19 protein-coding genes are annotated in these 26211 nt (G+C 62.9%); 8 read left to right on the top strand and 11 right to left on the bottom strand.

All coding sequences use genetic code 11. The features are described 5' to 3' along the window. Positions 1 to 9: 9 nt before the first annotated feature. The 4 genes from MF4836_RS29005 to aceK form a co-directional block, all read right to left on the bottom strand. Entirely contained in the window at positions 10 to 1353 is a 1344-nt protein-coding gene (locus MF4836_RS29005; protein WP_078473242.1) for an OprO/OprP family phosphate-selective porin, read from the bottom strand. Positions 1354 to 1777: 424 nt separating this feature from the next. Continuing rightward, positions 1778 to 2899, bottom strand: coding sequence for a beta-ketoacyl-ACP synthase III (locus tag MF4836_RS29000; protein WP_078473241.1), 1122 nt, complete (start codon positions 2897 to 2899; stop codon positions 1778 to 1780). A 242-nt stretch (positions 2900 to 3141) separates the two neighbouring features. Continuing rightward, positions 3142 to 7038, bottom strand: coding sequence for an ATP-dependent RNA helicase HrpA (hrpA, locus tag MF4836_RS28995; RefSeq protein ID WP_078473240.1), 3897 nt, complete (start codon positions 7036 to 7038; stop codon positions 3142 to 3144). Between the two features lie 86 nt (positions 7039 to 7124). After that, the gene (gene aceK / locus MF4836_RS28990; protein ID WP_078473239.1) at positions 7125 to 8843 is read right to left on the bottom strand and encodes a bifunctional isocitrate dehydrogenase kinase/phosphatase; all 1719 of its coding nucleotides are present in this window, start codon (positions 8841 to 8843) and stop codon (positions 7125 to 7127) included. Between the two features lie 395 nt (positions 8844 to 9238). Here aceK and MF4836_RS28985 point away from each other — a divergent pair, with 395 nt between their 5' ends. Beyond that, the gene (locus tag MF4836_RS28985) at positions 9239 to 10882 is read left to right on the top strand and encodes a methyl-accepting chemotaxis protein (RefSeq protein ID WP_443217478.1); all 1644 of its coding nucleotides are present in this window, start codon (positions 9239 to 9241) and stop codon (positions 10880 to 10882) included. 72 nt (positions 10883 to 10954) lie between these two features. Continuing rightward, positions 10955 to 11848, top strand: a complete 894-nt coding sequence (locus tag MF4836_RS28980; RefSeq protein ID WP_078473237.1) for a DMT family transporter — start codon at positions 10955 to 10957, stop codon at positions 11846 to 11848. A 45-nt stretch (positions 11849 to 11893) separates the two neighbouring features. Here MF4836_RS28980 and MF4836_RS28975 read toward each other — a convergent pair whose 3' ends face one another. After that, positions 11894 to 13069, bottom strand: coding sequence for an L-rhamnonate dehydratase (locus tag MF4836_RS28975; RefSeq protein WP_078473236.1), 1176 nt, complete (start codon positions 13067 to 13069; stop codon positions 11894 to 11896). Between the two features lie 33 nt (positions 13070 to 13102). After that, the gene (locus MF4836_RS28970; RefSeq protein ID WP_078473235.1) at positions 13103 to 14428 is read right to left on the bottom strand and encodes an MFS transporter; all 1326 of its coding nucleotides are present in this window, start codon (positions 14426 to 14428) and stop codon (positions 13103 to 13105) included. A gap of 299 nt (positions 14429 to 14727) precedes the next feature. On the opposite strand from MF4836_RS28970, the gene MF4836_RS28965 reads away from it, so the two are divergent. Continuing rightward, the gene (locus tag MF4836_RS28965) at positions 14728 to 15672 is read left to right on the top strand and encodes a LysR family transcriptional regulator (protein WP_078473234.1); all 945 of its coding nucleotides are present in this window, start codon (positions 14728 to 14730) and stop codon (positions 15670 to 15672) included. Positions 15673 to 15709: 37 nt separating this feature from the next. Here MF4836_RS28965 and MF4836_RS28960 read toward each other — a convergent pair whose 3' ends face one another. From MF4836_RS28960 to cysK, 4 genes are all read right to left on the bottom strand, one after another. Beyond that, on the bottom strand, positions 15710 to 16105 hold the full coding sequence (locus tag MF4836_RS28960) for a type 1 fimbrial protein (RefSeq protein WP_078473233.1): 396 nt from the start codon (positions 16103 to 16105) through the stop codon (positions 15710 to 15712). Positions 16106 to 16278: 173 nt separating this feature from the next. Beyond that, complete coding sequence (locus MF4836_RS28955; RefSeq protein WP_078473232.1) at positions 16279 to 17142, bottom strand: DMT family transporter; 864 nt, start codon at positions 17140 to 17142, stop codon at positions 16279 to 16281. 346 nt (positions 17143 to 17488) lie between these two features. Next, complete coding sequence (locus MF4836_RS28950) at positions 17489 to 18427, bottom strand: aspartyl/asparaginyl beta-hydroxylase domain-containing protein (RefSeq protein WP_020300531.1); 939 nt, start codon at positions 18425 to 18427, stop codon at positions 17489 to 17491. A 236-nt stretch (positions 18428 to 18663) separates the two neighbouring features. Further along, positions 18664 to 19638: a cysteine synthase A gene (gene cysK, locus MF4836_RS28945; RefSeq protein ID WP_020300530.1), complete on the bottom strand. Its 975-nt coding sequence runs from the start codon at positions 19636 to 19638 to the stop codon at positions 18664 to 18666. 222 nt (positions 19639 to 19860) lie between these two features. On the opposite strand from cysK, the gene MF4836_RS28940 reads away from it, so the two are divergent. Genes MF4836_RS28940 through MF4836_RS28930 form a run of 3 tightly spaced genes read left to right on the top strand, consistent with a single transcriptional unit; the run spans position 19861 to position 23054 of the window. Continuing rightward, positions 19861 to 21018, top strand: coding sequence for a M20 aminoacylase family protein (locus MF4836_RS28940; protein WP_078473231.1), 1158 nt, complete (start codon positions 19861 to 19863; stop codon positions 21016 to 21018). Positions 21019 to 21068: 50 nt separating this feature from the next. Further along, positions 21069 to 22718, top strand: a complete 1650-nt coding sequence (locus MF4836_RS28935; protein WP_078473230.1) for a sodium:solute symporter family transporter — start codon at positions 21069 to 21071, stop codon at positions 22716 to 22718. A 27-nt stretch (positions 22719 to 22745) separates the two neighbouring features. Beyond that, complete coding sequence (locus MF4836_RS28930) at positions 22746 to 23054, top strand: DUF485 domain-containing protein (protein ID WP_078473229.1); 309 nt, start codon at positions 22746 to 22748, stop codon at positions 23052 to 23054. Here the strand turns inward: MF4836_RS28930 and MF4836_RS28925 are convergent, their stop codons facing one another. Then, positions 23055 to 23975 carry a LysR family transcriptional regulator gene (locus tag MF4836_RS28925; RefSeq protein WP_078473228.1) on the bottom strand — a complete coding sequence of 307 codons (921 nt, stop codon included), beginning with the start codon at positions 23973 to 23975 and terminating at the stop codon, positions 23055 to 23057. It lies immediately after the preceding gene. Positions 23976 to 24122: 147 nt separating this feature from the next. Here MF4836_RS28925 and MF4836_RS28920 point away from each other — a divergent pair, with 147 nt between their 5' ends. Then, the gene (locus MF4836_RS28920; protein WP_078473227.1) at positions 24123 to 25199 is read left to right on the top strand and encodes a DUF748 domain-containing protein; all 1077 of its coding nucleotides are present in this window, start codon (positions 24123 to 24125) and stop codon (positions 25197 to 25199) included. A 156-nt stretch (positions 25200 to 25355) separates the two neighbouring features. Beyond that, positions 25356 to 26201: an AAA family ATPase gene (locus tag MF4836_RS28915; RefSeq protein WP_078473226.1), complete on the top strand. Its 846-nt coding sequence runs from the start codon at positions 25356 to 25358 to the stop codon at positions 26199 to 26201. The last annotated feature ends 10 nt before the right edge of the window (positions 26202 to 26211 follow it).

The following is a 26211-nucleotide window of genomic DNA, read 5'->3' as shown; positions in this document are numbered from 1 at the left end:
TACAGCACCTTAGAACACGTACTGCGCGCGCAGGACGAAACCGTCACCGCTGTCGTCGCCAGTGCGGGCAGCAGGGATGGCGCCGGCAGCCGCGGTAGCGTTGGTGACCTTATCGGTCTTGGCCTTGAGGTACGTGGCGGAGATTTTCACCGCTTCGTTGGCGTACCAGTTCACACCCAGGTTGTGGACCTTGACCGAAGCGTCGCCGACATCACGGGTCAGGCTGGCGGTGGTCACGTTGTCGTCTTCCACGGTCAGGCTGTCGTAGCGGTAGAACAGTTCCCAGGCACCGAAGGCCTTGTTCGCCGGCTTGATCGCATCGAACTTGCCGACTTTATAGCCACGGGATTCGCCGGTCAGGGTGTAGGCACCCTGTACATAGAAGCCGTGACCCTTGAGGTCTTCAACGTTGCTGGCATCGGCCTTGGTCTTGCGAGTGACGTACTCACCCTGGATCGAAGCCGGGCCCATGGCGAACGCGGCTTCCAGGCCCAGGGCAGTATCACGGTCGTAGGAACCGGCAGGCGATGCCGAAGCGCCACCCAGTACCGGACGGTTGCCGTTGGTGCCGGCATCGTTGCCGCCCAGGGTTTCAACGCCACGCATGCCCATGCGGGTGCGGTAGCGAGAGTCGAACGCGGTGTCGGAAACGTCACGGGACGCGACGTTCACACCGAAGTGCAGCACGTTGCCCGCGTCGTGCATCGGGGCGAACACGAAGCGGCCGTTGACCTGCTTGATGCTGTTGCCGTCGGTGTCGTCGGTGTCTTTGCTGAACACGCCAGCAGACGCGTAGAACGACTCGGCGAAGACGCCGGAAGCCTGCAGGCCTAGGCCGTTCTGGTGGCTGTTGGCCCAGTCGACCATGTCGTAGGCGATGTTACGTTCGGGAGCGGTAACCCACTTCGAGCTGGTGGCTTTTTCCAGGCCGAAGTCGGGGTCGAAACGACCGACCTTGATCGACACCGGCTTGAAGCCGTTGTAGGCCAGCGACGCTTCGTCGAAGTAGCCGTTATCCGAGTCACCCGTGTTGTGGGAGAAGTCGTAGTTGATGGTGTAGGCCCAGTCGGTGTACAGCACGCCGGACAGTTCGAGGAACGCGCGACGGAAGTAGGCGGCGTCCGCGGTGTCACCGTTCTTGGTGTAGACACCGTCGAACTGGCTGTAGTCGGCCTGCAAGCGACCGCCCAGCTTGAAGCTGAACTCTTTGTCGGTGGTCGCGACCTCAAGGCCGCCTTTGGTTTTGACTACGATATCGGCGCCATCAGTGGTGACGGTGCCAGCGAAAGCCTGGGCGGTTACTGCCATGGCCAGGGCGCTGGCAGCAAAACCGGCGAAGTGCTTACGGATCATCGAAGAGTTCCCCTAATTGGTGGTCTGTTGCGTTGAAAACACGCGGTTCAGGCCCGCTCGTGTTGGGAGGGAATCTTGGCGACCGGTTATTTCAGGGGAGTTGCTGATAGATAAAGATTTTATGACAGGGGAACTTTTTTACTTCGAATTGAAATAAGGCAAAAAGCCTGTATCAGACGCGTTGCACGGGCTCGGACGTAAGCAGTGCCGATAGGCTCCGGGGAGGGGCGTACAGAGGGAATAGCGGTAGCCGCTGCCGCCAGGCTGCGCTGGCCGGCATGGGCGCCGGAGTACATTCGGGAGAATCGCGGTGGGGCTTAGGGCCAGCGGCTCAGCGCGGCCCAAGCCTATCGGCAGCGGCTACAGGGGGATGGCTGCGCGGATGGGGCGAGCGCCATGTCTCACCCCACCCATTAGCGTGGTATCAGCGTTTGCGCAGCAGCACGCTACCGATCGAGTAGCCGGCGCCAAAGGAGCTGAGCACCGCCAGCGAGCCGCTCGGCAGGTCGTCCTGGTAGGTGTGGAACGCAATCACCGAACCGGCCGAACTGGTGTTGGCGTAGGTGTCGAGAATCACTGGGGCTTCTTCCACCGAGGCTTCGCGGCCAAGGAGTTTTTTCACGATCAGGTGGTTCATGCTGAGGTTGGCCTGGTGCAGCCAGAAACGCTTCACGTCGCTGACGTTGAGCTGGTTCTCTTCCAGGTGCACACCGATCAGCTCGGCGACCATCGGGCACACATCGCGGAACACCTTGCGGCCTTCCTGCACGAACAGTTTGTCCGGGGCACCGATGCCCTCTTCCGCCGCGCGGTTGAGGAAGCCGAAGTTGTTGCGGATGTTGTTGGAGAACTTGGTCAGCAGCTTGGTGCTGACGATGTCGAACTGGTACGGCGAGGTCGCAAGGTCCGCACGTTCGATGATCACCGCGGTGGCGGCGTCGCCGAAGATGAAGTGGCTGTCGCGGTCACGGAAGTTCAGGTGCCCGGTGCAGACTTCCGGGTTGACCATCAGAATCGCCCGCGCCTGGCCCAGCTGTACGCTGTTGCTGGCGGCCTGAATGCCGAAGGTCGCCGACGAACACGCCACGTTCATGTCAAAACCGAAACCCTGGATACCCAGCGCTTCCTGGACTTCGATGGCGATGGCCGGGTAGGCCCGTTGCAGGTTGGAGCAGGCAACGATCACCCCGTCTATGTCGGCGGCGGTCTTGCCGGCGCGCTGCAGGGCCTGTTCGGCAGCGCCGATAGCCATCTGGCACAGCACCGACCATTCGTCATTGCTGCGCTCGGGCAGGCGCGGGGCCATGCGTTGCGGATCGAGGATGCCGTCCTTGTCCATGACAAAGCGGCTTTTGATGCCGGAGGCTTTTTCGATGAAGGCGGCGCTGGACTCGGTCAGCGCCTGGACCTCGCCGCGCTCGATGGCGGCGGCGTTGTCGGTATTGAATTGGTGCACGTAGGTGTTGAAAGACTGCACCAGCTCTTCGTTGGAGATGCTGTTGGCCGGGGTGTACAGGCCGGTGCCGCTGATGACGACGTTATGCACGGTCGTTCCTCTATTCTGTTCAGGCAGAAGGTATTGGCACCGACGTACCAAACCGTAAAGGGTCCATCCCGCAATCGACGGGGCAGAGCCTGGCATCGCTTTATTCCGATCCGCCCGGGCTGGCGGTGACGCCTGAACCCGGGGCCGGCATTTATGACGGCGGAGTTTGCCATATCCAATGGCATTTCGCCGCAACTGCGAGATCGACGGGGCACTTGCGGCAAGCAGGCGCCCTCCCCCAGTCAGGCCTCGACCTGGCTCCATTGCTTGCTCAGGCGCTTGTCGGAGATCGGCACCTTGGTCCCCAACTGCTGGGCAAACAGCGATACCCGGTACTCCTCCAGCCACCAGCGGTAGAGCTCCAATTGCGGGTCACGCTTGCCTTCCTGGGCGTGCTTGCCAGCCCGGGCCTGGTATTGCGCCCACAGGCCGCTCAACTCGCCACTCCACACCCGATCCTTCTGCACCTGGCTGCCGAGCTTCTCGAAGCGCAGCTCGATGGCCTTGAGGTAGCGCGGCAACTCCTTGAGCCACTGGCTCGGGGTTTCGCGGACGAACCCCGGGTACACCAGATTGCCCAGCTGCTGCTTGATGTCATTGAGCGCCACCGCCTGGGCCAGGTCGATCTTGCCCTTGAAGCGTTTTTGCAGGCCGTGCCACAGCTTGAGAATCTCCAGGGTCAGCCTGGCCAGACGCTCGGCATGCTCGGTCCAGCCGCCACGCTTGCGCTCGGCCAGGGACGCGAGGCCAGCGCCGTCACGCGGCAGGCTGGCCTCGCCTTCAAGCACGCAGCTGTCGAGGCTGGCCAGCAGAATGTCTTCCACCAACGACTCGACACGCCCCAGTTCGCGGTACAGCAAGCCCAATTCGGTAAGCCCGGGCAATTTGCCGCGCAGGAACTTCGCCGGTTCGGCCAGTTGCTGCAACAGCAGGCGCTGCAAGGCCCGCCGGTGCTGGAACTCGGCCTCGGCGGCCGTGGAGAAGCGCCCCTCCTTGACGGTGCCACCCTCCTCCACCAGCGCCGGGTACACCGTCATCGACAGCCCGGCGATCTTCTGCTGGGTCTTTTCTGCCACTGCGGCAAAGACCTTGGCCTCTACCGGCTGCTGGCTTTTCGCGGTCTGCGGTACGGCCAGGGCCGCTTGGCTGGCCTGGGCAAAACGCGCCGTGAGCTCAGCCAGGTCGCGCCCTTCGCCCAGGAACTGGCCCTGGCCGTCGACGATTTCCAGGTTCATCTTCAGGTGGTTTTCCACCTGTTGCGCGGCCTCGGCCCAGGCTTCGTCGCTGACCCGGGCGCCGGTCATGCGCAGCAATTCACGGCCCAGGGCCTGGGGCAGCGAGCCCTGGCCAAAGTCGATGCGCTGCAGGGCGGCCTTGATAAAGTCCGGCACCGGCACGAAGTTCTTGCGCAAGGCCTTGGGCAGGTTGCGCACCAGGGCAATGCACTTGGCCTCGATCAGCCCCGGCACCAGCCACTCCAGACGCTCCACCGGCAGTGCCGGCAACAGCGGCGCCGGCACGCGCAGCGTCACCCCATCACGCGGGTGATTGGGTTCGAAGTGGTAACTCAGGGCCAGCTCCAGGTCACCGATGTGCAAAGTGTCCGGGTACTGCAAGGCGGTGACTTCACTGGCCTCGCGGGCCAGCACGTCCTCTTCGCGCATGATCAGCAACTGCGGGTCTTTCTGGCTGTTGACCCGGTACCAGCTGTCGAAGGTCGCGGTCTGGTGGATTTCCGCCGGCAGCCGCGCATCGTAGAAGGCAAACAGGGTTTCTTCGTCGGCCAGGATGTCGCGGCGCCGGGCCTTGGCTTCCAGTTCGTCGAGCTGCTCCAACAGGCGGGTGTTGGCCGCCAGGCACTTGGCCCGGGACTGGATTTCACCCCGCACCAGGCCTTCACGGATAAACAGCTCGCGCGACACCACCGGGTCCACCGGGCCGTAATGCACCGGACGCCGGCCCACCACAATCAGCCCGAACAGGGTGATTTGCTCGTAGGCCACCACCTGCCCGCGCTTCTTCTCCCAATGGGGTTCGAAGTGGTTTTTCTTGATCAGGTGCCCGGCTAGAGGCTCGATCCAGTCGGGGTCGATCTTGGCCACCATGCGCGCGTACAGCTTGGTGGTTTCTACCAGCTCAGCGGTCATCAGCCATTGCGGACGCTTCTTGCCCAGGCCCGACGACGGGTGAATCCAGAATCGGCGCTGACGGGCGCCGAGGTAATCGCCGTCCTCGGTCTTCTGGCCGATCTGGCTCAGCAGGCCGACCAATACTGCCTTGTGCAGTTTCGGGTAATCGGCCGGCTCTTTATTGAGGCTCAGTTGCAGGTCGCGACAAATCAGGCTCAGTTGCCGATGGGAGTCGCGCCACTCGCGCAGGCGCAAGTAGTTGAGGAAGTTCTTGCGGCACCAGTTGCGCAGCGGGCTGGCGGTCAGGGCCTGGCGCTGCTCTTCGAAACCGCGCCACAGATTGACCAGCCCGGCGAAGTCCGAGTCCACGTCCTTCCATTGCGCATGGGCCTGGTCGGCCGCTTGCTGACGCTCCGGCGGCCGCTCGCGCGGGTCCTGGATCGACATGGCGCTGGCAACGATCAGCACTTCCTGCAAGCTGCCGAGCTTGGCCGCTTCCAGCAGCATGCGGCCCATGCGCGGGTCCACCGGCAAGCGCGCCAGTTGCCGGCCCAACGGCGTCAGCTGGCTGTTGCGGTCGACGGCCGAGAGTTCTTGCAGCAGGTTGAAACCATCGCTGATGGCCTTGCCATCCGGCGGCTCGATAAACGGGAAGTCGGTGATTTCCCCCAGGCGCAGGTGCAGCATCTGCAGGATCACCGCCGCGAGGTTGGTGCGCAGGATCTCCGGGTCGGTAAATTCCGGACGCCCGATAAAGTCTTCTTCGCTGTACAAGCGGATGCAGATACCCGGCTCAACTCGACCGCAACGGCCTTTGCGCTGGTTGGCGCTGGCCTGGGAAATAGCTTCGATCGGCAGGCGCTGGACCTTGGCCCGATAGCTGTAGCGGCTGATGCGTGCGGTGCCGCTGTCGATCACATAGCGGATGCCGGGCACCGTCAGCGAGGTCTCGGCAACGTTGGTCGCCAGCACCACACGCCGCCCCGGGTGCGACTGGAAAATCCGCTGCTGCTCGGCCGGTGACAGCCGCGCATACAAGGGCAGGATTTCAGTGTGCTTGAGCTGGGCCTTGCGCAGCATTTCGGCGGCGTCGCGGATCTCCCGTTCGCCGGGCAGGAACACCAGCACATCCCCGGGGCTGCGGCGCTCGCTGCGCTCATAGGCGGCAATTTCATCCAGGGTGGCGAGAATTGCCTGATCCACCGTCAGGTCGTCTTCGACCCGGTTGCCCTCTTCGTCCTGCTCCAGGGTCAGGGGGCGGTACCAGGTGTCCACCGGGAACGTGCGCCCGGACACCTCGACAATCGGCGCCTTGTCGAAATGCTCGGAGAAGCGCTCCAGGTCGATGGTGGCCGAGGTGATGATGACTTTCAGGTCGGGACGACGCGGCAGCAGGGTCTTCAGGTAGCCCAGCAGGAAGTCGATGTTCAGGCTGCGTTCGTGGGCTTCGTCGACGATGATCGTGTCGTAGCGTTCCAGGTAGCGGTCGTTCTGGGTTTCCGCGAGCAGGATGCCGTCGGTCATCAGTTTGATCAGGGTGTTGGAATCACTCTGGTCCTCGAACCGCACCTGATAACCCACCAGCGACCCCAGGGGCGTGGCCAGTTCTTCGGCGACCCGGCTGGCAACACTGCGCGCCGCGATCCGCCGCGGCTGGGTGTGGCCGATCATGCCGTGCTGGCCGCGGCCGATTTCCAGGCAGATTTTCGGCAACTGGGTGGTTTTGCCCGAGCCGGTTTCGCCGGCGATGATCAACACCTGGTGCTTGAGCAGCGCCGCCTTGATTTCATCGCGCTTGGCGGCAATCGGCAGGCTGTCGTCATAGCGAATCACCGGCAGGCTGGCGCGCCGCGCCGTGACCTGGGCGCAAGACGCCTGCATGCGCTCGACCCACTGCGCGAGCTTGGCCTCGTCGGGCTTCTTGCGCAGCTCGAGCAATTGCCGCCGCAGCCGTTGGCGGTCGGCGAGCATGGCGTGGTCGAGGTTTTTCAGCAGGTGGTCAATAGTCATAGAGCAGCGGCTAGCTTCAAGCGAAAAGCGGCAAGATTAACGCAACGGCCCACTTTTAGCTTGCCGCTTGCAGCGTGTCGCTGACCCTATTCCTCCGCGCCTTTGCGCCGGTAAGGAAAGACATCGATGATTTTTCCGGCACGAATCGCCTCTTGCAGGCCTTTCCAGTAATCGGCGTTGTACAGCTCGCCGTGCAACTGATCGAACAGCTTGCGCTGCGCGAAGTCGGCGAACAGGAACGGCGGGAACTCCTCGGGGAACACGTCCAGCGGGCCGATGGAGTACCAGGGCTCGGAGGCCATCTCGTCTTCCGGGGTGCGCGGGGCCGGGATGTGGCGGAAGTTGGCTTCGGTGAGAAAGCAGATCTCGTCGTAGTCGTAGAACACCACCCGGCCATGGCGGGTCACGCCAAAGTTTTTCAGCAGCATGTCGCCGGGGAAGATATTGGCCGCCGCCAGTTGCTTGATCGCCAGCCCGTAATCTTCGAGGGCCTCGTGCACCTGGGCTTCGTTGGCGTTTTCCAGGTAGAGGTTGAGCGGGGTCATGCGCCGCTCGGTCCAGCAGTGGCGAATCAGCACCGTATCGCCCTCCACCGCCACCGTCGACGCTGCCACTTCCAGCAGTTCGGCGAGGCACGCCGGGTCGAACTTGCTCAGGGGGAAGCGGAAATCGGCGAACTCCTGGGTGTCGGCCATGCGCCCCACGCGGTCGACGCTTTTCACCAGCCGGTACTTCTCGATCACCGTGGCGCGGTCGACGTTCTTCGACGGCGAAAAACGGTCCTTGATGATTTTGAACACCGTGTTGAAACCCGGCAGGGTGAACACGCTCATGACCATGCCGCGCACGCCGGGGGCCATGATGAATTGGTCGTCGGTGTTGGCCAGGTGGTTGATCAGCGCCCGGTAGAACTCCGACTTGCCGTGCTTGTAGAAGCCGATCGAAGTGTAGAGCTCGGCGATGTGCTTGCCCGGCAGGATGCGCTTGAGAAAGCCGATGAACTCTGCCGGCACCGGCACGTCGACCATGAAGTAGGAACGGGTGAAGGAAAAGATGATCGACACATCGGCTTCGTCGGTGATCAACGCGTCGATCTGAATCCCCCGCCCTTCGCGGTGCAGCAGTGGAATCACCAGCGGCCACTGCTCATCCTGGGTGTAGATGCGGCCCACCAGGTACGCGCCTTTATTGCGGTACAGCACCGATGAAAACAGCTCGACCGCCAGCTGCGGGTCCTTGCACACCCAGTCCGGCAGGTTTTCGCGCAGTTGCGCTTGCAGGCGGTTGAGGTCCCCCGCCAGGTCGGCGTAGGGCTCGCTGAAGCTGTAGTCGACAAAGATCTGCTCGAGCATCGCCGACAGCTCGCCATCGGGCTTGTAGATACGGGTTTGCGCGGCCCGGGCCCGGCGCAGGGTGGGCCGGGTGGTGTGGATGAACATGCAGCCGTCGCTGATCAGGTCATGGCTGAACAGCCCGCAGAAGGTCGAGTTGTACCAAGTCTCGGACAGCTCATCGTCAAAGCGCAGGTCAATCAGGCTGATGTAGGCGCTTTTGACCAGGGGCCACTGGCTGACGTCGAGCAAGGCCTTGTCCGCGAAGGCCGCGTGCAGCCGGGCGACGGTTTCGGCGACCTTCTCCTCGTACAGGTTGATCCGTGCCGCCGAGGCCGTCTGTGCCTCCTGCCATTGCGCACGCTCGAAGCGGGCACGGGCGCCGTCGGTGATCTGGCGAAAATGCTCGCGGTAATCGTCGAAGCCCTCAAGGATCATTCGAGCGATATCGGCGGCGGGCCATGGCTGCGGCATAAAGGAGACCTCTGCGGGAATTTTCGAAGCCTGAGCTTAGCCAGTGAAGCCGGTGCAGAGAAGCGCAATTTTTGCGCGCCGAGGCCGGCATCGGTCGGTGATCGGCAACCTGCGCCGAAGTTTTTTTAATCGACCGTTCGGTCAATAAAAGCACCGATCAGTCACCCCTTTCGTGATTAATCGATTCATCTACAGCCCGCCTGCCACCTGCCCTGCGCGGCAAAAAAGTGACGTCAAATTATTCGAGCGCACTTTTCACCGACTTCCAGCCTTGCCCTTTTTGCCGCCTGGAGCGCTCTGCGCCGGCCTTACCAGAATGATGGCACTTTGATATACAGCGCGCCTTGAACCTCTAACAACAAGATCCGAACCGACAAGGGAACACTGTTTTTTCAATGACCAAGGAGCACGTTATGTCTATCAGGAACATCCGCATCGGCCTGCGCGCCAGCTTGAGCTTCGGGGTGCTGGCCAGCCTGTTGATCGTGGTCGGGATGTTTTGCCTGGGCCAGATGGCCGCCCTGCGCGAAAGTGCAAAAGTCATCGAGGAGTCGTGGATGCCAAGCATCGAAAACATCCACGACAGCGCGGCCAATATCGCCGCTATCCGCCTTGAAGCGGTGCGCCTGATCGCCAACGACCAGGCGGCCAGCCACGACAAAAGCAAAGGCATCATCGCCAGCGAGCGCCAGGAACTGCAAAAACGCCTCGTCGACCACCAGGCCCTGCTCAGCAACGACCAGGAGCAGGCCAAGCTCAATGCACTCAAGACCCTGGTCGGTCGCTACCTGCAGATCCTCGACCAGATCATCGCCGAGATCGACGCCGGCCAGTCCGAGCAGGCTTATAAACGCCTCAATAGCGAACTGGCGCCCCAGGGCACAGTGCTCGACCAGGGCCTGGAGGACTTGATCACCTTCAACCAGGAGGGCGCCGACCTGGCCGCCGACAACGCCGCCGCGATGTACGACCGTTCGCTGTGGATTGTCAGCCTGATCATTGGCATCGCCCTGGTTGGCACCCTGCTACTGGCGTGGATGCTGACCCGCAGCATCACCACCCCGCTGGCCCAGGCCCTGGCGGTGGCGCAGACCATCGCCGCCGGCGACTTGAGCCAACCCATCGGCAGCGACGGCACCGATGAACCCGCGCAATTGCTCACCGCCCTGGCCGGAATGCAGGCCAACCTGCGCTCGACCCTGCACGGCATCAGCGAATCGTCGCAGCAACTGGCTTCCGCCGCCGAAGAAATGAGTTCGGTGATGGAGCAGAGCACCCGGGGCCTGCAACTGCAGAACGATGAAATCGAACAGGCCGCCACCGCCGTCACCGAAATGAGCGCGGCAGTGGATGAAGTGGCCGGCAACGCGGTGTCCAGCGCCGAGGCCTCGCAAGCCTCGGACGAGGACAGCAAGCACGGCCATTACCAGGTCAGTGAAACCATCAGTTCGATCCAGCAACTGGTGGACGAAGTGCTCGGTGCCTCGGCCCAGGCCCAGGGCCTGGCGTTGCAAGCCCAGGACATCAGCAAGGTGCTGGAGGTGATTCGCGGCATCGCCGGACAGACCAACCTGCTGGCACTCAACGCCGCCATCGAAGCGGCGCGGGCCGGGGAAGCCGGGCGCGGCTTTGCGGTCGTGGCCGACGAGGTACGCTCGCTGGCCCAGCGCACCCAGGACTCCACCGAAGAAATCGAACAGATGATCACCCGCATCCAGCAAGGCACCGACGCCACGGTCGGCGCCCTGCAAAGCAGCGCCGAGCAGGCCGGGCACACCCTGCAACGGGCCAATAGCGCGGGCAGTGCCCTGGAGAAAATCACCAGCGCGATCTCTCAGATCAGCCAGCGCAACCTGGTGATCGCCAGCGCCGCCGAGCAGCAGGCCCTGGTGGCCCGCGACGTCGACCGCAGCCTGGTGAACATCCGCGACCTCTCGACCCAGACCGCCGCCGGCGCCACCCAGACCTCCGCCGCCAGCCAGGAGCTGTCGCGCCTGGCCATCGACCTCAACGGCCTGGTGACGCGTTTCGTGCTGTAAAAGACCGATTAGGGTTTGCAAGGCCAGGGGCCTCTCGGCACACTCTCGCCCCCATTAGGTGAGAAGTTTGCCGTGAGCCCTGTCGATATCCTGCGCCTGCTGTCATTAGCTGCCATCTGGGGCGCGAGCTTCCTGTTTATGCGAATCATCGCGCCCGTGCTGGGCACGGTGCCCACCGCGTTTTTTCGGGTCTCGATCGCCGCCGGTGGGTTGCTGGTAATCCTGACGCTGATGCGCATCAGCTGGGATTTTCGCGGCAAGTTCAAAATCGTCCTGCTGCTCGGGATGATCAACTCGGGCATCCCCGCCACCATGTATTCAGTGGCCGCCCAGGTGCTGCCGGCCGGTTACTCGGCCATTTTCAACGCCACCACGCCGTTGATGGGCGTGTTGATCGGTGGCCTGTTCTTCCATGAAAAACTCAGCCTGGCGAAGATCGCCGGGGTCTGCCTGGGACTGTTCGGGGTCGGCATCCTGACCCGCGCCGGGCCCATGGCCTTTGACCTGCAACTGTTGCTGGGCGCCCTGTCCTGCCTGCTGGCCACCACCTGCTACGGTTTTGCCGGCTTTCTGGCACGGCGCTGGCTGGACCAGGCCGGTGGCCTCGACAGCCGCCTTGCCGCCCTGGGCAGCATGCTCGGCGCCACCTTGTTGCTGCTGCCGTTGTTCGCCTACAGCACCTTTACCCAACCGCCCGCCAGCTGGGGCGGCTGGAGCGTGTGGCTGTCGCTGCTGGGCCTGGGCCTGGTGTGCACGGCGCTGGCCTACATTCTTTACTTCCGCCTGCTGAGTTCGGTGGGGCCGGTCAAGTCGATGACCGTGACCTTCATGATTCCGCTGTTCGGGGTGTTGTGGGGGGCGTTGCTGCTGGATGAACCGCTGTCCATGGCCCACCTCTATGGCGGGGCGCTGATTGGCGCGGCGTTGTGGCTGGTGTTGCAGCCCACGGTGCTGAGAAAGCCCTGAACCTGCCGCCCTGGGCGCGGCGACAGGTGTCCACGAACGGGCGGCCTACTCGATGATGTTGAAATCACCGAGGTAGTCGTCGGAGATTTCCAGGCCCAGGCCCGGCTTGTGATCGTCGAGCTGGATGTAACCGTTGACCGGCTGCGGCTCACCCTTGAACACGTAATAGAACAGCTCATTGCCGACTTCGACGTCGAACACCGGGAAGAACTCGGCCATTGGCGAAGCGGTGGTGGACATCGTCAGGTGGTAGTTGTGCATCTGCCCGGCATGGGGGATCACCGGCACCGACCAGGCTTCGGCCAGGGCGTTGATTTTACGTGCCGCGGTAATGCCGCCGACCCGGTTGGTGTCGTACTGGATCACGTCCACCGCACGCCGCTCCAGCAGGTCCTTGAAGCCATAGGAGGTGAACTCGTGCTCACCGCCGGAGATCGGCATGATGCCCATCTTCTTCAGTTCGATATAACCCTCGATGTCATCGGCGATCACTGGCTCTTCCAGCCAGCGCGGCTCGAACTCGGCCAGTTTGGGCAACATGCGGCGCGCGTATTCCAGGGTCCAGCCCATGTAGCACTCCAGCATGATGTCGATGTCCGGTCCGGCCAGCTCACGCAGGGCGCGCACTTGCTCGATGTTGCGACGCATGCCGGCCGGGCCGTCCTTGGGGCCGTAGCCGAAGCGCATTTTCAGCGCGGTGAAGCCCTGGTTCAGATAGCCCTGGGCCTCCTCGAGGAACAGGTCGAGGTTGTCGTTGGCGTACAGCTTGGAGGCGTAGGTCCAGATCTTTTCCTTGGTGCGCCCGCCCAGCAGCTTGAACACCGGCTTGTTCACCGCCTTGCCCATGATGTCCCAGATGGCGATATCGATGGCCGAGATCGCCGCCATGCCGATGCCCTTGCGGCCCCAGGCGTGACTCTGGCGGTACATCTTCTGCCAGATGTATTCGTTGTCGAACGGGTCTTCGCCGATTGCGATGGGTGCCAGGTAGGTGTCGATGATTTCCTTGGCCACCCGCGGTGCCAGGGCGCAGTTGCCTATACCGACGAGGCCGGTGTCGGTCTCGACTTCAACCACCAGCCAGCCGTGGAAACGGAACGAGCCCATGGCATCGCCACGCTCGAACAGGATGTCACTGGCGTTGGTGCAGAAGTGCGCCTGGGGCGGGACGACCTTGCCTTTCCACTCGAAAACGCGGGTACGGATCGCTTTGATTTTCATGGATACAGTTCCTTGCTAACGCTTGGGTAGAGTTCAGCCAACCTGGGCTGGTTTGAGCTGTTGGGGAGAGTTCGGGGTAGTGCCGGTGCGCAGTCGAGCCAGCAGGATGGCGCCGAGGATGCCCACCAGGGCCAGGGCAAACATGCCCGCGCGAGGGTCGGCAAACTGGCTTTCCATCACGGTTTTCAGGTTGGGGGCGACAAAGCCGCCCAGGTTGCCGATGGAGTTGATCAGGGCGATCCCGCCAGCGGCGGCGGCACCGCTCAGGTAACCGGTGGGGATGGTCCAGAACAGCGGCTGCACCGCGACGAATCCGGCGGCGGCAAAACAGAACGCCAGCACCACCGGCACCATGCTGTTGCCCAGGGCCGAGGCCGCGATGCCCAGTGCGGCCATGGTCAGCATGCACACCGCCATGCGCCGGTGCTGGCCGCTGCGGTCGGCATAGCGGGTGACCAGGCGCGTGACAACCAGGGCGCAGACCCAGGGGATCGCGGTAATCAGGCCGACACTGAGCCCGACATGGCCATCGAGCAGCCCGGCGATACGGGTCGGCAGGTAGAACACCACACCGTAGACACTCATCTGGATGGTGAAATAGGCCAGGCAGAATTGCAGCACCCGAGGGTTGCGCAAGGCGCTGAGGAAACCGTGGGGGCTGCTGTGTTGTTTCTGGGCGTCCTCTTCGGCCAGGGCGTCTTGCAGCGCCTGCTTCTGCTCAAGGCTCAACCAGCGGGCATCGGCCGGACGGTTGACCAGATAAAAGTAGGCGGCGATGCCAACCACCGAAGCCATCAGGCCTTCGACCACAAACAGCCATTGCCAGTTGGTCAGGCCTAACACGCCATGGAACTCCAGCAACCAGCCCGACAGCGGGCTGCCCAACACCAGCGCCAGCGGCAGGCCGAAATAGAACAGGCCCAGGGCCTGGCCACGGCTTTGCGCGGGGAACCAATAGGTGAGGTAAAGGATGATCCCCGGGAAGAAACCGGCTTCGGCCACCCCCAGCATGAAGCGCAGCACGTAAAAGGTTTCGGCGTTGTGGGCGAACATCATCGCCGCCGACACCAGGCCCCAGGTGACCATGATCCGGCACAGCCAGACCTTGGCGCCCAGGCGGTGCAGCATGTAATTGCTCGGCACCTCGAAGAACGCGTAACCGACGAAAAAGATGCTCGCGCCGAAGGCGAACGCCGCGTCGCCCAGACCGGTATCGGCCTGCAGCGCGGCTTTGGCGAAGCCGACATTGGAGCGATCGATAAACGCCAGGATGTACATCAGGATCAGGAACGGCAGCAAACGCAGCCGGCTTTTGGAGATGGCGCTGGACAACGCCAGGGCAGGATCTGGACGGGTCATTTGAGTGTTCCTTGAGACAGGCCCCGGGCAAGCGCCAGGGCTGGCTTTTTGTAGTTGTTGAGTCGCCCGAAGAAACGCCTCGGTGGCCGGTGCGTCTTGAGCGATGGCGCGACTTTAGCCAGCGCCCGACACAGCGGCTAATCACTTATGCATATCCACCGATAGCCTCAGGTGATAGCAGAAGGCGCTTCCTGCCCACTTAGGGTTATCGGGAGAAACCCCGAACCTGATCATGGTCGCTGGTAGCGCCTGGCATTTGTTGGCAGGCTTGCCGCTGTCCCTTTTGCGAGCCCGGCCCCATGACCCGAATTCCTGATGCCAACGTAATCCACAGTCGCCTGCGCCTGCGCCAATTGCGGCTGATGCTGGCGCTGCAGGAATTCGGCTCGTTGCGCCGGGCGGCCGACAATATCGGCATGACCCAGCCGGCGGCGACCAAGATGCTTCACGAAGCCGAAGACCTGCTGGGGGTCGAGCTGTTCGAGCGCCTGCCCCGAGGCATGCGCCCGACGCCGTTTGGCGAAACAGTGATTTATTACGCGCAGATGGTTTTCGCCGAAGTCAGCGGCATGCGCGAAGAACTGGTGGCCCTGGAGTCCGGCAACCTCGGACGGGTCGCCGTCGGCGCCATTCCGGCGCTGGCCTCGGGCTTGCTGACGCGAACCATCGCCACCTTGAAAAAGAGCCACCCACGCTTGTCCATGAGCATTCAGGTCGACACCAGCGACGTGCTGGTGCAGGCCTTGTTGCAGGATCAACTGGACATCGTGCTCGGCCGGATCCCCGCCGGTGCAAGGGCCGAGGAGCTGCTGTTCGACAGCCTGGGCGAGGAGGAATTGTGCGTGATCGCCGGTGCGCAGAATCCGCTGGCACACAGTACCCGACTGAGCTGGGCCGAGCTGCAGAACGAAACCTGGGTCCTGCAACAGCACCCCAGCCCCATGCGCGCGATCATCAATCAGGTGTTTCACAATGCCCGGGTCGACATCCCCAGCAGCATCGTCGAGACCACCTCGATCATGACCCTGCTGTCACTGGTGCAGCAGACCGACATGATTGGCGTGACCCCGGTCTCGGTGGTCGAGGACTACCCGGGGCGCGATCTGCTGGCGGTACTGCCGATCAGCTTCGAAACGCGCCTGCCGCCCTTTGGCCTGATTACCCGGCGCCATCGCATCCAGTCATCGGCCATGCAGGCGTTCATGCACTCGGTGCGGGTCGAGCAAGCCGGAGCGCGGCCCTAGGGCTTGGCGAAAACCTCCGGCTCATCATCGGCAGGGTTCAAGGCGACGTCAGGGTGATGATGTAGGCGCCGCTGTTGACTGCCTTCCCTGCGCCATCGACCAGGGCGTATTGCTGGCTGTAGTAGCGCTCGGACCGGCCGCTGTCGGCGACCAATTTGACCTTGACCGCCGAGGGCGACAGCGCCGCCGCCGTGGCGACGGGCTGCACGCTGCGCACGCTGAGCGAACCTGCGCGTGCGGCCTGCGGGCACCTGCTCAGGCTGAGGGTTGCACCGCTGTCCTGATGGGCTGAATGGGTATCAGGCGAGCAAGGAGATTCAACGATACTGCCGTAGAAGTGGATGACCCCTTGAGACAAGGGCGTTGCAGCGAAGGTCGGGCCAATGACCCCAAAAAACAACCCGACTGCTGCTGATAGGTGGTTTACGTTCATGCTGCGCCCTCCGTGTGTAGCCACTATGTCGTCAGCTTAGGCGGGCTCTTTAACTTTAAGGATTGTCTTATTTAATTTCATCGGAACGATGAAATCGATAATGCTTTCCGACACCGGGCGAACCCGCGACGCAACCTTGCCCATTGCAGGCAAGGAGCGTCATCGAATGGGTATCAGGTGTTTTTACGGAAGACGAACACCAGCCCGACAATGATCAGCAGCATGCCGAGGATGCTCAGGCTGGCCAGGCGATTGCCGAAGATCAGGTAATCCATGACCGCCGTTACCGCCGGTACCAGGTAAAACAGGCTGGTGACATTGACCAGGTTGCCGCGGGCGATCAGGCGATACAGCAACAGGGTCGCCAGCACCGAAACCACCAGGCCCATCCACAGCACCGGCACGAAAAAGCCCGTCGACTGCTCGAAGTGGAAAGGTTGAAACGGCACGAACACCCCGCACAACAGCAAGCCGGCCAGATACTGCACTGGCAGGGTGCCGAGGGGGTTGTCGGTGATGCGCTTCTGCATGATCGAACCCAGGGTCATGCTCGCCAGCGCCAGCAGGCCGAACAGCATCCCGGCCAGGGACATCCCCGCCAGGCCGATGCCCTGGTACACCACCATGATCAGGCCAGCCAGGCCCAGCGCCAGGCCGAACATCCGGCTCCAGGAGCGCTGGCGCTCCATCAGCACCACGGTGAGGATCGGTTGCACCCCCATGATGGTCGCCATGACCCCGGGGGTGACCTTCAAGTCCAGCGCCAGCAGGTAAAAGATCTGATAGGCCCCCAACAGCACCAGCCCGGTGGCCGCCGCGTACAGCATCGACTGCCGCCCACGGGGCAGCCTGAGTTTGAGCAGTGGAATCAACAGCACCAGCCCACACAGGGCGATGGCGAAACGCAGCAGCAGGAAGGCAAAGGGCGAGGCATGGGCCAGCCCCCATTTGGAGAAGATCGCGCCACTGCTCCAGAGCAGGACGAACAGGCTCGTGGAGGCCGCCGCAAGCGCGGACTTTTTCGAAATGACAAACATGGTGACCACCTGTAATCAGGCAAAAAGCCAACTCAGCCGAGGCTGAAATTCAGTAGTTTTTTCTGGCGGGTACAGGGCACAGCAGTGACTGCTGATCAGCCCCGGACAACAACGCCCGGCGGTGATACGACGGCGTACACCGGCGTGCTACTGACAGGTGGGGGGTAGTGACTGATCTGCGCAGGCTGCTGATTCCCGCACGGCACGACGCCAGCGTTGACCGCTGAATCGACTACCGCATTGATCGGGGAAAGGGGCATGTGCAGATCTTTCTTAAGAGGGAAGGTGAATCGTCTGATGCACCGAGCGCCGACTATAACCAGCGCTCGATAGCCTTTGCAACGCTTTATCCAAACAACCAGTAACCCAGGGCTGCCAGCACCACCACCGCCAGCACCGGACGCATGATCCGATACAGCTTGGGATTGCGGCGTTTCCATTGCTTGACCACGCCACTGAAGCGGTCGCTGAAGTTCTTGCTCCAGGCATAGGCCTGGTTAATCCCGCCGACGCGTTCGTCGTCGAGGTTCTGCGGCGCGGTGGCGCGCCCCAGCAGGCCACTGACCCAACGGTTGACGCGGGTCATCAGGCGGTTGCTCAGCGGACGCTCGATGTCGCAGAACAGGATCACCCGCGTCTGCTCGGTCTCGTTCTTCACCCAGTGCACGTAGGTTTCATCGAACATCACGTCTTCGCCATCGCGCCAGGCATATTCCTGGCCGTCGACGAAAATCCGGCAGGCGTCGGAGTTCGGCGTGGACAGGCCCAGGTGATAACGCAGGGAGCCGGCAAATGGGTCACGGTGCGGGTTGAGGTGGCTGCCGCCTGGCAACAGCGCGAACATCGCGCCCTTGACGTTGGGAATGCGGCTGACCAGCTCCACGGTCTTCGGGCACAGCGCTTCGGCCGAGGGCAGGGGTTTGTCGTACCACTTGAGGTAGAAACGCTTCCAGCCCTTCTTGAAGAACGAACCGAAGCCGGCGTCGTTGTTCTTTTCGGCGGCGCGAATATAACCCTCGTCGAACAGGTGCATGGCTTCGTCGCGGATCACCTGCCAGTTGTCCTTGAGCACGTCCAGTTCCGGGAACTTGCTGCGGTCCAGGTATGGCTTGGAAGGCACGCCGGAAAACAGATACATCAAGGCGTTGTAAGGGGCGAACAGCGCCGAATGGTTGACGAACTGGCGCAATACCGGCAGACGCGCCTTGCCGCGCAAATGCACGTAGAGGGTGCTGCCGATAAACACCAGCAGCACCCCGAACTTGGCAGCGAAGGAAAAGCTCATGCAACAACTCCTTGAAAATAGGCACTTGCGGGGTTGCGTTCACCCGACCTGGCAGCCGGCCATGATAAACACTCCTGGGCCTTGGAAAAACCCGCGCAACCGAACAATCAGCGTTAACGGTCGCGCAACAAAGCGTTAATTAGCATAAGGCCGCCATACCCCGGCTGATGTGGATCAGCACATTGGCAAGGCGGCTGGCCGGTTCGCGTCAGGTGCCGCACCCGGGAAGGCCGGAGTTACTGCTGGTTTTCCTGGTCGGTGAACAGGTCGCTGAACAGCATGCTCGACAGGTAGCGCTCGCCCGAGTCCGGCAGGATCACGACGATGGTCTTGCCCTGCATTTCCGGGGTTTCAGCCATGCGTACCGCCACCGCCATCGCCGCACCGCAGGAAATGCCGCACAAGATCCCCTCTTCCTGCATCAGGCGCAGGGCCATGGCCTTGGACTCTTCGTCGGTCACCAACTCGACCCGGTCGACCATCGACAAATCCAGGTTGCCCGGCACGAAACCGGCACCGATGCCCTGGATTTTGTGGGGGCTGGGCTTGATTTCTTCACCGGCGAGCTTCTGGGTAATCACCGGCGAACCCGCCGGCTCCACCGCCACCGAGATGATCGGCTTGCCCTGGGTCTTCTTGATGTAACGGGACACCCCGCTGATGGTGCCGCCCGTGCCCACGCCGGCCACCAGCACATCCACTGCGCCGTCGGTGTCGTTCCAGATTTCCGGGCCGGTGGTTTTCTCGTGGATTGCCGGGTTGGCCGGGTTATCGAACTGCTGGGGCATGAAGTACTTGGCCGGGTCGCTGGCAAGAATTTCCGCCGCCTTGTCGATTGCGCCTTTCATGCCCTTGGCCGGCTCGGTCAGCACCAGTTCGGCGCCCAGGGCCTTGAGCACCTTGCGCCGCTCGACACTCATGGAGGCCGGCATGGTCAGCATCAACTTGTAGCCCCGCGCCGCCGCGACAAACGCCAGGCCGATACCGGTGTTGCCCGACGTCGGCTCGACAATGGTCATGCCCGGCTTGAGTTTGCCCGAGCTTTCGGCGTCCCAGATCATGTTCGCGCCGATCCGGCACTTCACCGAGTAGCCCGGGTTGCGCCCTTCGATCTTGGCCAGAATGGTCACGCCACGGGGCGCGATGCGGTTGATCTGCACCAAGGGCGTATTACCGATGGAATGGGCGTTGTCAGCAAAAATGCGGCTCATGGCTGGGTCCTTATGCAGCATTGAAGAAGTGCTCAAGGGTATGCCTCGGGCCCATGAGCGTCCAGTCGTAGCCACAGGCCGCGCAAAACCCTGGCCGGGGCTATGCAAGAGACGCATAGCCGGGACTGAAGTTCGCATTGGTCGGGCCAATCGGGTCTGGGCCATGATGCCGCCCAAGAGTTGGCCAGCTCCCCTACCCGCCCCGTCAAAGGAATCATGCAGATGGCTATTGCCCCAGAAATCCAGTCCCTGGCCGACGACATGCGCGCCTGGCGCCAGCAGATCCACAGCCAGCCGGAAATCGCCTTCAACGAACACCAGACCGCCCACTTCGTCGCCACCCTGCTGCGCTCCTGGGGCATCGAAACCCATACCGGCATCGGCCAGACCGGGGTCGTGGGGGTGATTCACGGCGCCCTCGGCCCCGGCCCGAGCATCGCCTTTCGCGCCGACATGGACGCCCTGCCCATCATCGAGGAGGGCCAGCCCGCCTATCGCTCGCAGCATCACGGAGTGTTCCATGGCTGCGGCCACGACGGGCATACCAGCATCCTGCTGGGCACCGCCTGCCTGCTGGCCCGGCAGCGCCAGTTTCGCGGCCAGGTGGTGCTGATATTCCAGCCCGCCGAAGAAATCATCCAGGGCAGCCTGGCCATGCTCGAAGACGGTTTGTTGCAGCGTTTTCCCTTCGATGAGGTGTATTCCCTGCACAACCACCCGACCCTGGCGGCCGGCACCATTGGCGTGCGGGTCGGTGCCCAGCTGGCGTCGGTCGACTTCTTTTCGATCCGTATCACCGGGGTTGGCAGCCATGGCGGCATGCCGCATTTGAGTGTCGACCCGATCGTGATCGGCGCAGCCCTGGTCGGCGCCCTGCAAGGGATCGTCAGCCGCACCATCGACCCGCTGGAAAACGCAGTGATCAGCGTCTGCCGCTTCCAGGCCGGGGAAACCAACAATGTGATCCCCGAATTCGCCGTGCTCGACGGCACCATTCGCACCTTGTCCACCGCCGTTCGGCAACAGGTGGTCGAACGCATGGAGCAAGTCTGCCAGGGGCTGGCCCTGGCCCATGGCTGCCAGATCGACATGAGCCTGGCCAACAGCACCCCGCCGGTGGTCAATAGCCCGCAGCCGACCCGCTATGTGGTGCAGGCGGCGCAGCAGGTGGTGGGGCCGGAAAACCTGATTGAAAACGTGGCGCCGATCATGGCCGGGGACGATGTGTCGGTGTTTCTCCAGGCCCGTCCCGGCTGCCATTTCCTGCTGGGGCAGGACGGCCCCATGTGCCATCACCCGCACTATGACTTCAACGACGACGTGGCTGGTATTGGCGTTGCCATGTTCGAGCAACTGGTACGCCTGCGCCTGGCTGCCTGACACAACAACAACAACAACAACAACAACAACACGCCAGCCCGGAAGCCGCCATGAAGCCCAGAACCCTGTTCGCCTGCCTGCCCCTGCTGTTACTGGCGCCCACCGCCCATGCGGCTTCCGGCACCAGTTATGCCGCCAACTGGCACACCCTGGTGCCCTTCCTGCTGCTGGTGAGCCTGACCCTGGGCGTCACCCGCTGGGCCGGTCGCCGCAGCCGCGGCACAGGAGACTTCTACAACGCCGGCGGCGGCATCAAGCCCTGGCAGAACGGCCTGGCCCTGGCCGGCGACTACATGTCGGCCTCGACCTTTCTTGGCGCGGTGGCGATGCAGGCGATGTATGGCTACGACAGCCTGATCTACGGGGTCGGGACCCTGGTCGGCTGGCCGATCCTGCTGTTTCTGGTGGCCGAGCCCTTGCGCAACCTGGGGCATTACACGCTGTCGGACGTGGTCTCGTTCCGCCTGCAAAAGCGCCCGGTGCATCTGCTGACCGCCGCCAACTCCCTGGTCATCGTGCTGTTCTACCTGGTGGTGCAGATGGTCGGCGCCGGCAAGTTGGTCCAGCTGCTGTTCGGCACGCCGTACCTGGCGTCGGTGGCCATGGTCGGGGTCCTGGTGCTGCTGTACGTGCTGATCGGCGGCATGCTGGCCACCACCTGGGTGCAGATCATCAAGGCGCTGCTGATCCTGGCGATCGGCAGCTTCCTGTGTTTCATGGTCTTGCGCAGCGTGGGTTTCAGCGCCAACCAGTTGCTCGACCGGGTGATCCAAGCCCATCCCCAGGGCCTGTCGGTGCTGGCCCCGAGCAAGCTGATCGCCGACCCGGTGGACGCCATTTCCCTCGGCGTGTCGCTGATTTTCGGCATGGTCGGACTGCCCCATATCCTGATCCGCTTCTTCACCGTCAAGGATGGCGCCGCCGCCCGCCAATCGGCGTTCTACGCCACCTGCATCATTGCCTACTTCTATACCCTGCTGCTGGTGATCGGCGCCGGGGCGGCGATCTTCGTCCTCGGCAACCCGGCGTTTCTCGAAGCCGGCAGCCAGGACCTGATCGGCGGCAACAACATGGCGGCCATGCACCTGGGCAGCTTCTTTGGCGGCCAGTTGTTCCTCGGCCTGATGTCGGCCGTGGCCTTTGCCACCATCCTCGCGGTAGTGGCCGGGCTGACCATCTCCGGCGCCTCGGCGGTCGGCCACGATATCTACACCCACCTGTTCCGCCAGCCCACCAGCAACCCCGAGCGCGAGCTGAAGATCTCCCGGATCGCCAGCGTCACCCTGATTGTCGTCGCCCTGCTGCTGTCGCAATGGGTGCAGCACCTGAACATCAGCTTCCTCGCCGGGCTGGTGTTCGCGATTGCCGCCAGCACCAACTTCCCGATGCTGATCCTGTCGATCTTCTGGCGCGGGCTGACCACGCGCGGGGTGGTCGCCGCCTGCCTCTGCGGGCTCGCCAGCTCCGTGGGCCTGCTGATACTCGGGCCAGCGATCTGGGTCGGAGTGCTGGGGCATGCGGCGCCGGTCTTCCCCTACTCCAACCCCGCCCTGTTCTCCATGAGCCTGGCCTTCCTCGCCGCCTGGGTGGCCTCGGTCACCGATCACAGCCCCTCGGGCGCGGCCGAGCGTGCGCGTTTCGACGCCCAGCACTATCGCTCCCTGACCGGCATCAACGCCCATGCCGCCGTGGCCCACTGAGCCCTGACTGACAACGAGGAAACCGCCATGCCCAGCACCGCCCGCCACTCCGATCACCTGCTGCGTCGCCTGAAGAAACTGCGCACACGGTTCAGCCTGGGCCTGAGCCTGCTGACCCTGGGCGCCTACTTCGGCTTTATCCTGCTGGTGGCTTTTGTCCCGCACTGGCTGACCCTGCCGCTGTCGAGCGAGTCACGCGTGACCAGCGGAATCCTGGTCGGGGTCGGCCTGTACGGGTTCTGCGTCGCGGTCACCGGCTTTTACACCTGGCACGCCAACCGCTACATCGACCCATTGCTCCAAGAGTTGCAGCGCTCGGCCGCTGCCGAAGACTGATCAAACCGGCAGCGCCAACTGCCCCGCATAGCCGGCAAAGATCTTCTGCGCCTCGGCCTTGGCGCTTTCCACCGATGGCGCCAGGGTGCGCCCCGCCAGGCTCACCGAGCCGAAGCGCGCGCTGCGTTGCAAGGGCGGGTCCAGCGGTATTTCGCACAAGCGGCCGCTGCCCAGCGCCTGCCAGAACGCCGGCCGACTGCCGAACACCACGCTGTTTCCGGCCAGGGCCAAGGCCTCCAGATCACTCAGCAGATCGGTTTGAAAGTGCAGGGCGGTCTCGATCGAACACTCGAAATACGCTTCCAGATCCGCCATGGCCCAGGCCGATAACTGGATGCTGCCCAGGGGATACGCCAGCAGTTGTGCCCGCGACACCGGCTCGCCCTGCAACAAGGGGTGCCCGGCACGGCAGAAAAACCCGCTGCGCCAGCACGGCAAGGGGTCGACCTGCAGGTCATGGCGATAAGAAAGCAGCGCCACATCGCCAAAGAAGATATCGATCCGCTCCTCCAGCAACAGCCGCAACAATTCCTCGTAGGTCCCGCCCTTGACGGTCAGCCGCAGCCGGGGGGCGTTGCGCGCGAAATGCTCGAGCAACGGCGCCTTCAGCAGCGCCGCTGCCGTGGGCCCGAAGCCCAGGGCGATCTCGCCATACTCGCCGCGCCGCACCCACTCGATGTCGCGCCGCAGTTCGTTGAGTTCGGCCAGCACCTTGCGTGCACGCTCGGTGAACACCCGGCCGTAGGGCGTCAGCTCGACCCCCGCCGGGCCGCGATCGAACAATTGCACCCCAAGCTCGGCCTCGATCGAGGCAATGCTGCGCGACAGCGCCGGCTGGCTGAGGTTGACCTCGATACTGGCTCGACTGAAGGTCAGGTGCTCCACCAGCCCCAGAACATGACGCAGCTTCCTGGTATCCATAATTACCTTCTTTGGCGAAAGACAAGGCCCGACAGCGCTGCCGACCATCGTACAAAAGCCGCTCGGCGTCCATGCCTCGACAGTTGCTTCGAACGACTGCGAGCCGTGGCAGTCAATCCCTTTAATGACAGATGGAGACTCACGCTCATGAAACGTCGTTACAGTTGGCCGCTATGGACCCTGGCCGCAGTTGTGGTGCTGCTGGTGGCCGTGCACATCGCCCTGCCCTACCTGGTACGCGACTACCTGAACGAGAAGCTGGCGGACATGGGCGACTACCGGGGCCAGATCACCGATGTCGACCTGGCGCTGTGGCGCGGCGCGTATCGGATCAACGGGCTGAAGATCGTCAAGGTCGACGGCAAAGTGCCGGTGCCGTTCGTCGATGCACCGTTGATCGACCTGGCGGTGAGCTGGCATTCGCTGTGGTACGACCATGCCGTGGTGGCCAAGGTGCAGTTCGTCAATCCCGAGCTGAACTTCGTCGACGGCGGCCCCAACAAACAGGCGTCGCAGACCGGTCAGGGCACCGACTGGCGCGCGCAATTGAGCAAGCTGCTGCCGATCACCCTCGACGAAGTGCGGATCGACGACGGCAAGATCAGCTTTCGCAATTTCAACTCCAAGCCACCGGTCAACATGAACGCGACCCAGGTCAATGCCAGCCTGTACAACCTGACCAACGTGGTCGACGTCAAAGGCCGGCGCGATGCCCGCTTCGAAGGCAAGGCCCTGCTGCTGGGCCACGCGCCCCTGGAAAGCAGCGCCACCTTCGACCCCCTGAGCAATTTCGAAGACTTCGAGTTCCGCCTGCGGGCCAAGGACATCGAACTCAAGCGCCTCAACGACTTCGCCTCGGCCTACGGCAAGTTCGACTTCAATGCCGGTCACGGCGATGTGGTGATCGAGGCCGAAGCCACCAAGGGCCAGCTCAAGGGCTATATCAAGCCGCTGCTGCGCGACGTCGAAGTGTTCAATTGGCAACAGGATGTGGAGAACAAGAACAAAAGCATTTTCCGCTCGGTCTGGGAGGCCCTGGTGGGCGCCAGCGAGACCGTGCTCAAGAACCAGAGCAAAAACCAGTTCGCCACCCGGGTCGAGCTCAGCGGCAACGTGCACCAGCAGGACATCAGCGCGTTCCAGGCGTTTTTGCAGATCCTGCGCAATGGTTTTGTCCAGGCATTCAACGCCCGCTACGAGCAACCCAAGCCGTCAGCTGACTGAGCCTGCGCTGACCGAGTCAGCAAGTGACGCCCCATTCAGAGACTGAATGGGGCGTCTGCGTTCACAGTCGACGGGGCGCCGCGCTATAGTCGGCCATCCCGTTTATTGTTCCGGCCTGCCTGTGGCAGCCCGGCGTTACCGTTCGAGGAATTGCAGATGAAGTTCGAAGGCACCCGTGCATACGTCGCCACCGATGACCTGAAGCTGGCGGTCAACGCCGCCATCACCCTGGAGCGGCCGCTGCTGGTCAAGGGCGAACCGGGCACCGGCAAGACCATGCTCGCCGAACAACTGGCCGAGTCCTTCGGCGCACGCCTGATCACCTGGCACATCAAATCCACCACCAAGGCGCACCAGGGCCTGTATGAGTACGACGCGGTCAGCCGCCTGCGCGACTCGCAACTGGGGGTGGACAAGGTCCATGACATCCGCAACTACCTGAAGAAGGGCAAGCTGTGGGAGGCCTTCGAATCCGAAGAGCGGGTGATCCTGCTGATCGACGAGATCGACAAGGCCGACATCGAGTTCCCCAACGACCTGTTGCAGGAACTCGACAAGATGGAGTTCTACGTTTACGAGATCGACGAGACCATCAAGGCCAAGCAGCGGCCGATCATCATCATTACCTCCAACAACGAAAAGGAATTGCCGGACGCCTTCCTGCGCCGCTGCTTCTTCCACTACATCGCCTTCCCCGACCGCACCACCCTGCAGAAAATCGTCGACGTGCACTACCCGGACATCAAGAAAGACCTGGTCAGTGAAGCCCTGGACGTGTTTTTCGACGTGCGCAAAGTCCCCGGCCTGAAGAAAAAACCTTCGACCTCGGAGTTGGTGGACTGGCTGAAACTGCTGATGGCCGACAACATCGGCGAAGCGGTGCTGCGCGAGCGCGATCCGACCAAAGCCATTCCGCCCCTGGCCGGCGCCCTGGTGAAAAACGAGCAGGACGTGCAGTTGCTGGAGCGCCTGGCGTTCATGAGCCGTCGCGGCACCCGCTAAGAGGCTGCTG

The sequence above is a fragment of the Pseudomonas sp. MF4836 genome, from assembly GCF_002018875.1.
GTDB lineage: Bacteria > Pseudomonadota > Gammaproteobacteria > Pseudomonadales > Pseudomonadaceae > Aquipseudomonas.
The sequence above is the reverse complement of the archived record's forward strand: the minus strand, read 5'-3'. Positions and strand labels throughout refer to the sequence as shown.

What these genes read in the sequence shown, in the direction of transcription:
- MF4836_RS29005 (WP_078473242.1), bottom strand. Translation starts at nt 1,353, where the DNA reads ATGATCCGTAAGCACTTCGCCGGTTTTGCTGCCAGCGCCCTGGCCATG.
- hrpA (WP_078473240.1), bottom strand. Translation starts at nt 7,038, where the DNA reads ATGACTATTGACCACCTGCTGAAAAACCTCGACCACGCCATGCTCGCC.
- aceK (WP_078473239.1), bottom strand. Translation starts at nt 8,843, where the DNA reads ATGCCGCAGCCATGGCCCGCCGCCGATATCGCTCGAATGATCCTTGAG.
- MF4836_RS28985 (WP_443217478.1), top strand. Translation starts at nt 9,239, where the DNA reads ATGACCAAGGAGCACGTTATGTCTATCAGGAACATCCGCATCGGCCTG.
- MF4836_RS28975 (WP_078473236.1), bottom strand. Translation starts at nt 13,069, where the DNA reads ATGAAAATCAAAGCGATCCGTACCCGCGTTTTCGAGTGGAAAGGCAAG.
- MF4836_RS28970 (WP_078473235.1), bottom strand. Translation starts at nt 14,428, where the DNA reads ATGACCCGTCCAGATCCTGCCCTGGCGTTGTCCAGCGCCATCTCCAAA.
- MF4836_RS28965 (WP_078473234.1), top strand. Translation starts at nt 14,728, where the DNA reads ATGACCCGAATTCCTGATGCCAACGTAATCCACAGTCGCCTGCGCCTG.
- MF4836_RS28960 (WP_078473233.1), bottom strand. Translation starts at nt 16,105, where the DNA reads ATGAACGTAAACCACCTATCAGCAGCAGTCGGGTTGTTTTTTGGGGTC.
- MF4836_RS28955 (WP_078473232.1), bottom strand. Translation starts at nt 17,142, where the DNA reads ATGTTTGTCATTTCGAAAAAGTCCGCGCTTGCGGCGGCCTCCACGAGC.
- MF4836_RS28950 (WP_020300531.1), bottom strand. Translation starts at nt 18,427, where the DNA reads ATGAGCTTTTCCTTCGCTGCCAAGTTCGGGGTGCTGCTGGTGTTTATC.
- cysK (WP_020300530.1), bottom strand. Translation starts at nt 19,638, where the DNA reads ATGAGCCGCATTTTTGCTGACAACGCCCATTCCATCGGTAATACGCCC.
- MF4836_RS28940 (WP_078473231.1), top strand. Translation starts at nt 19,861, where the DNA reads ATGGCTATTGCCCCAGAAATCCAGTCCCTGGCCGACGACATGCGCGCC.
- MF4836_RS28935 (WP_078473230.1), top strand. Translation starts at nt 21,069, where the DNA reads ATGAAGCCCAGAACCCTGTTCGCCTGCCTGCCCCTGCTGTTACTGGCG.
- MF4836_RS28930 (WP_078473229.1), top strand. Translation starts at nt 22,746, where the DNA reads ATGCCCAGCACCGCCCGCCACTCCGATCACCTGCTGCGTCGCCTGAAG.
- MF4836_RS28925 (WP_078473228.1), bottom strand. Translation starts at nt 23,975, where the DNA reads ATGGATACCAGGAAGCTGCGTCATGTTCTGGGGCTGGTGGAGCACCTG.
- MF4836_RS28920 (WP_078473227.1), top strand. Translation starts at nt 24,123, where the DNA reads ATGAAACGTCGTTACAGTTGGCCGCTATGGACCCTGGCCGCAGTTGTG.
- MF4836_RS28915 (WP_078473226.1), top strand. Translation starts at nt 25,356, where the DNA reads ATGAAGTTCGAAGGCACCCGTGCATACGTCGCCACCGATGACCTGAAG.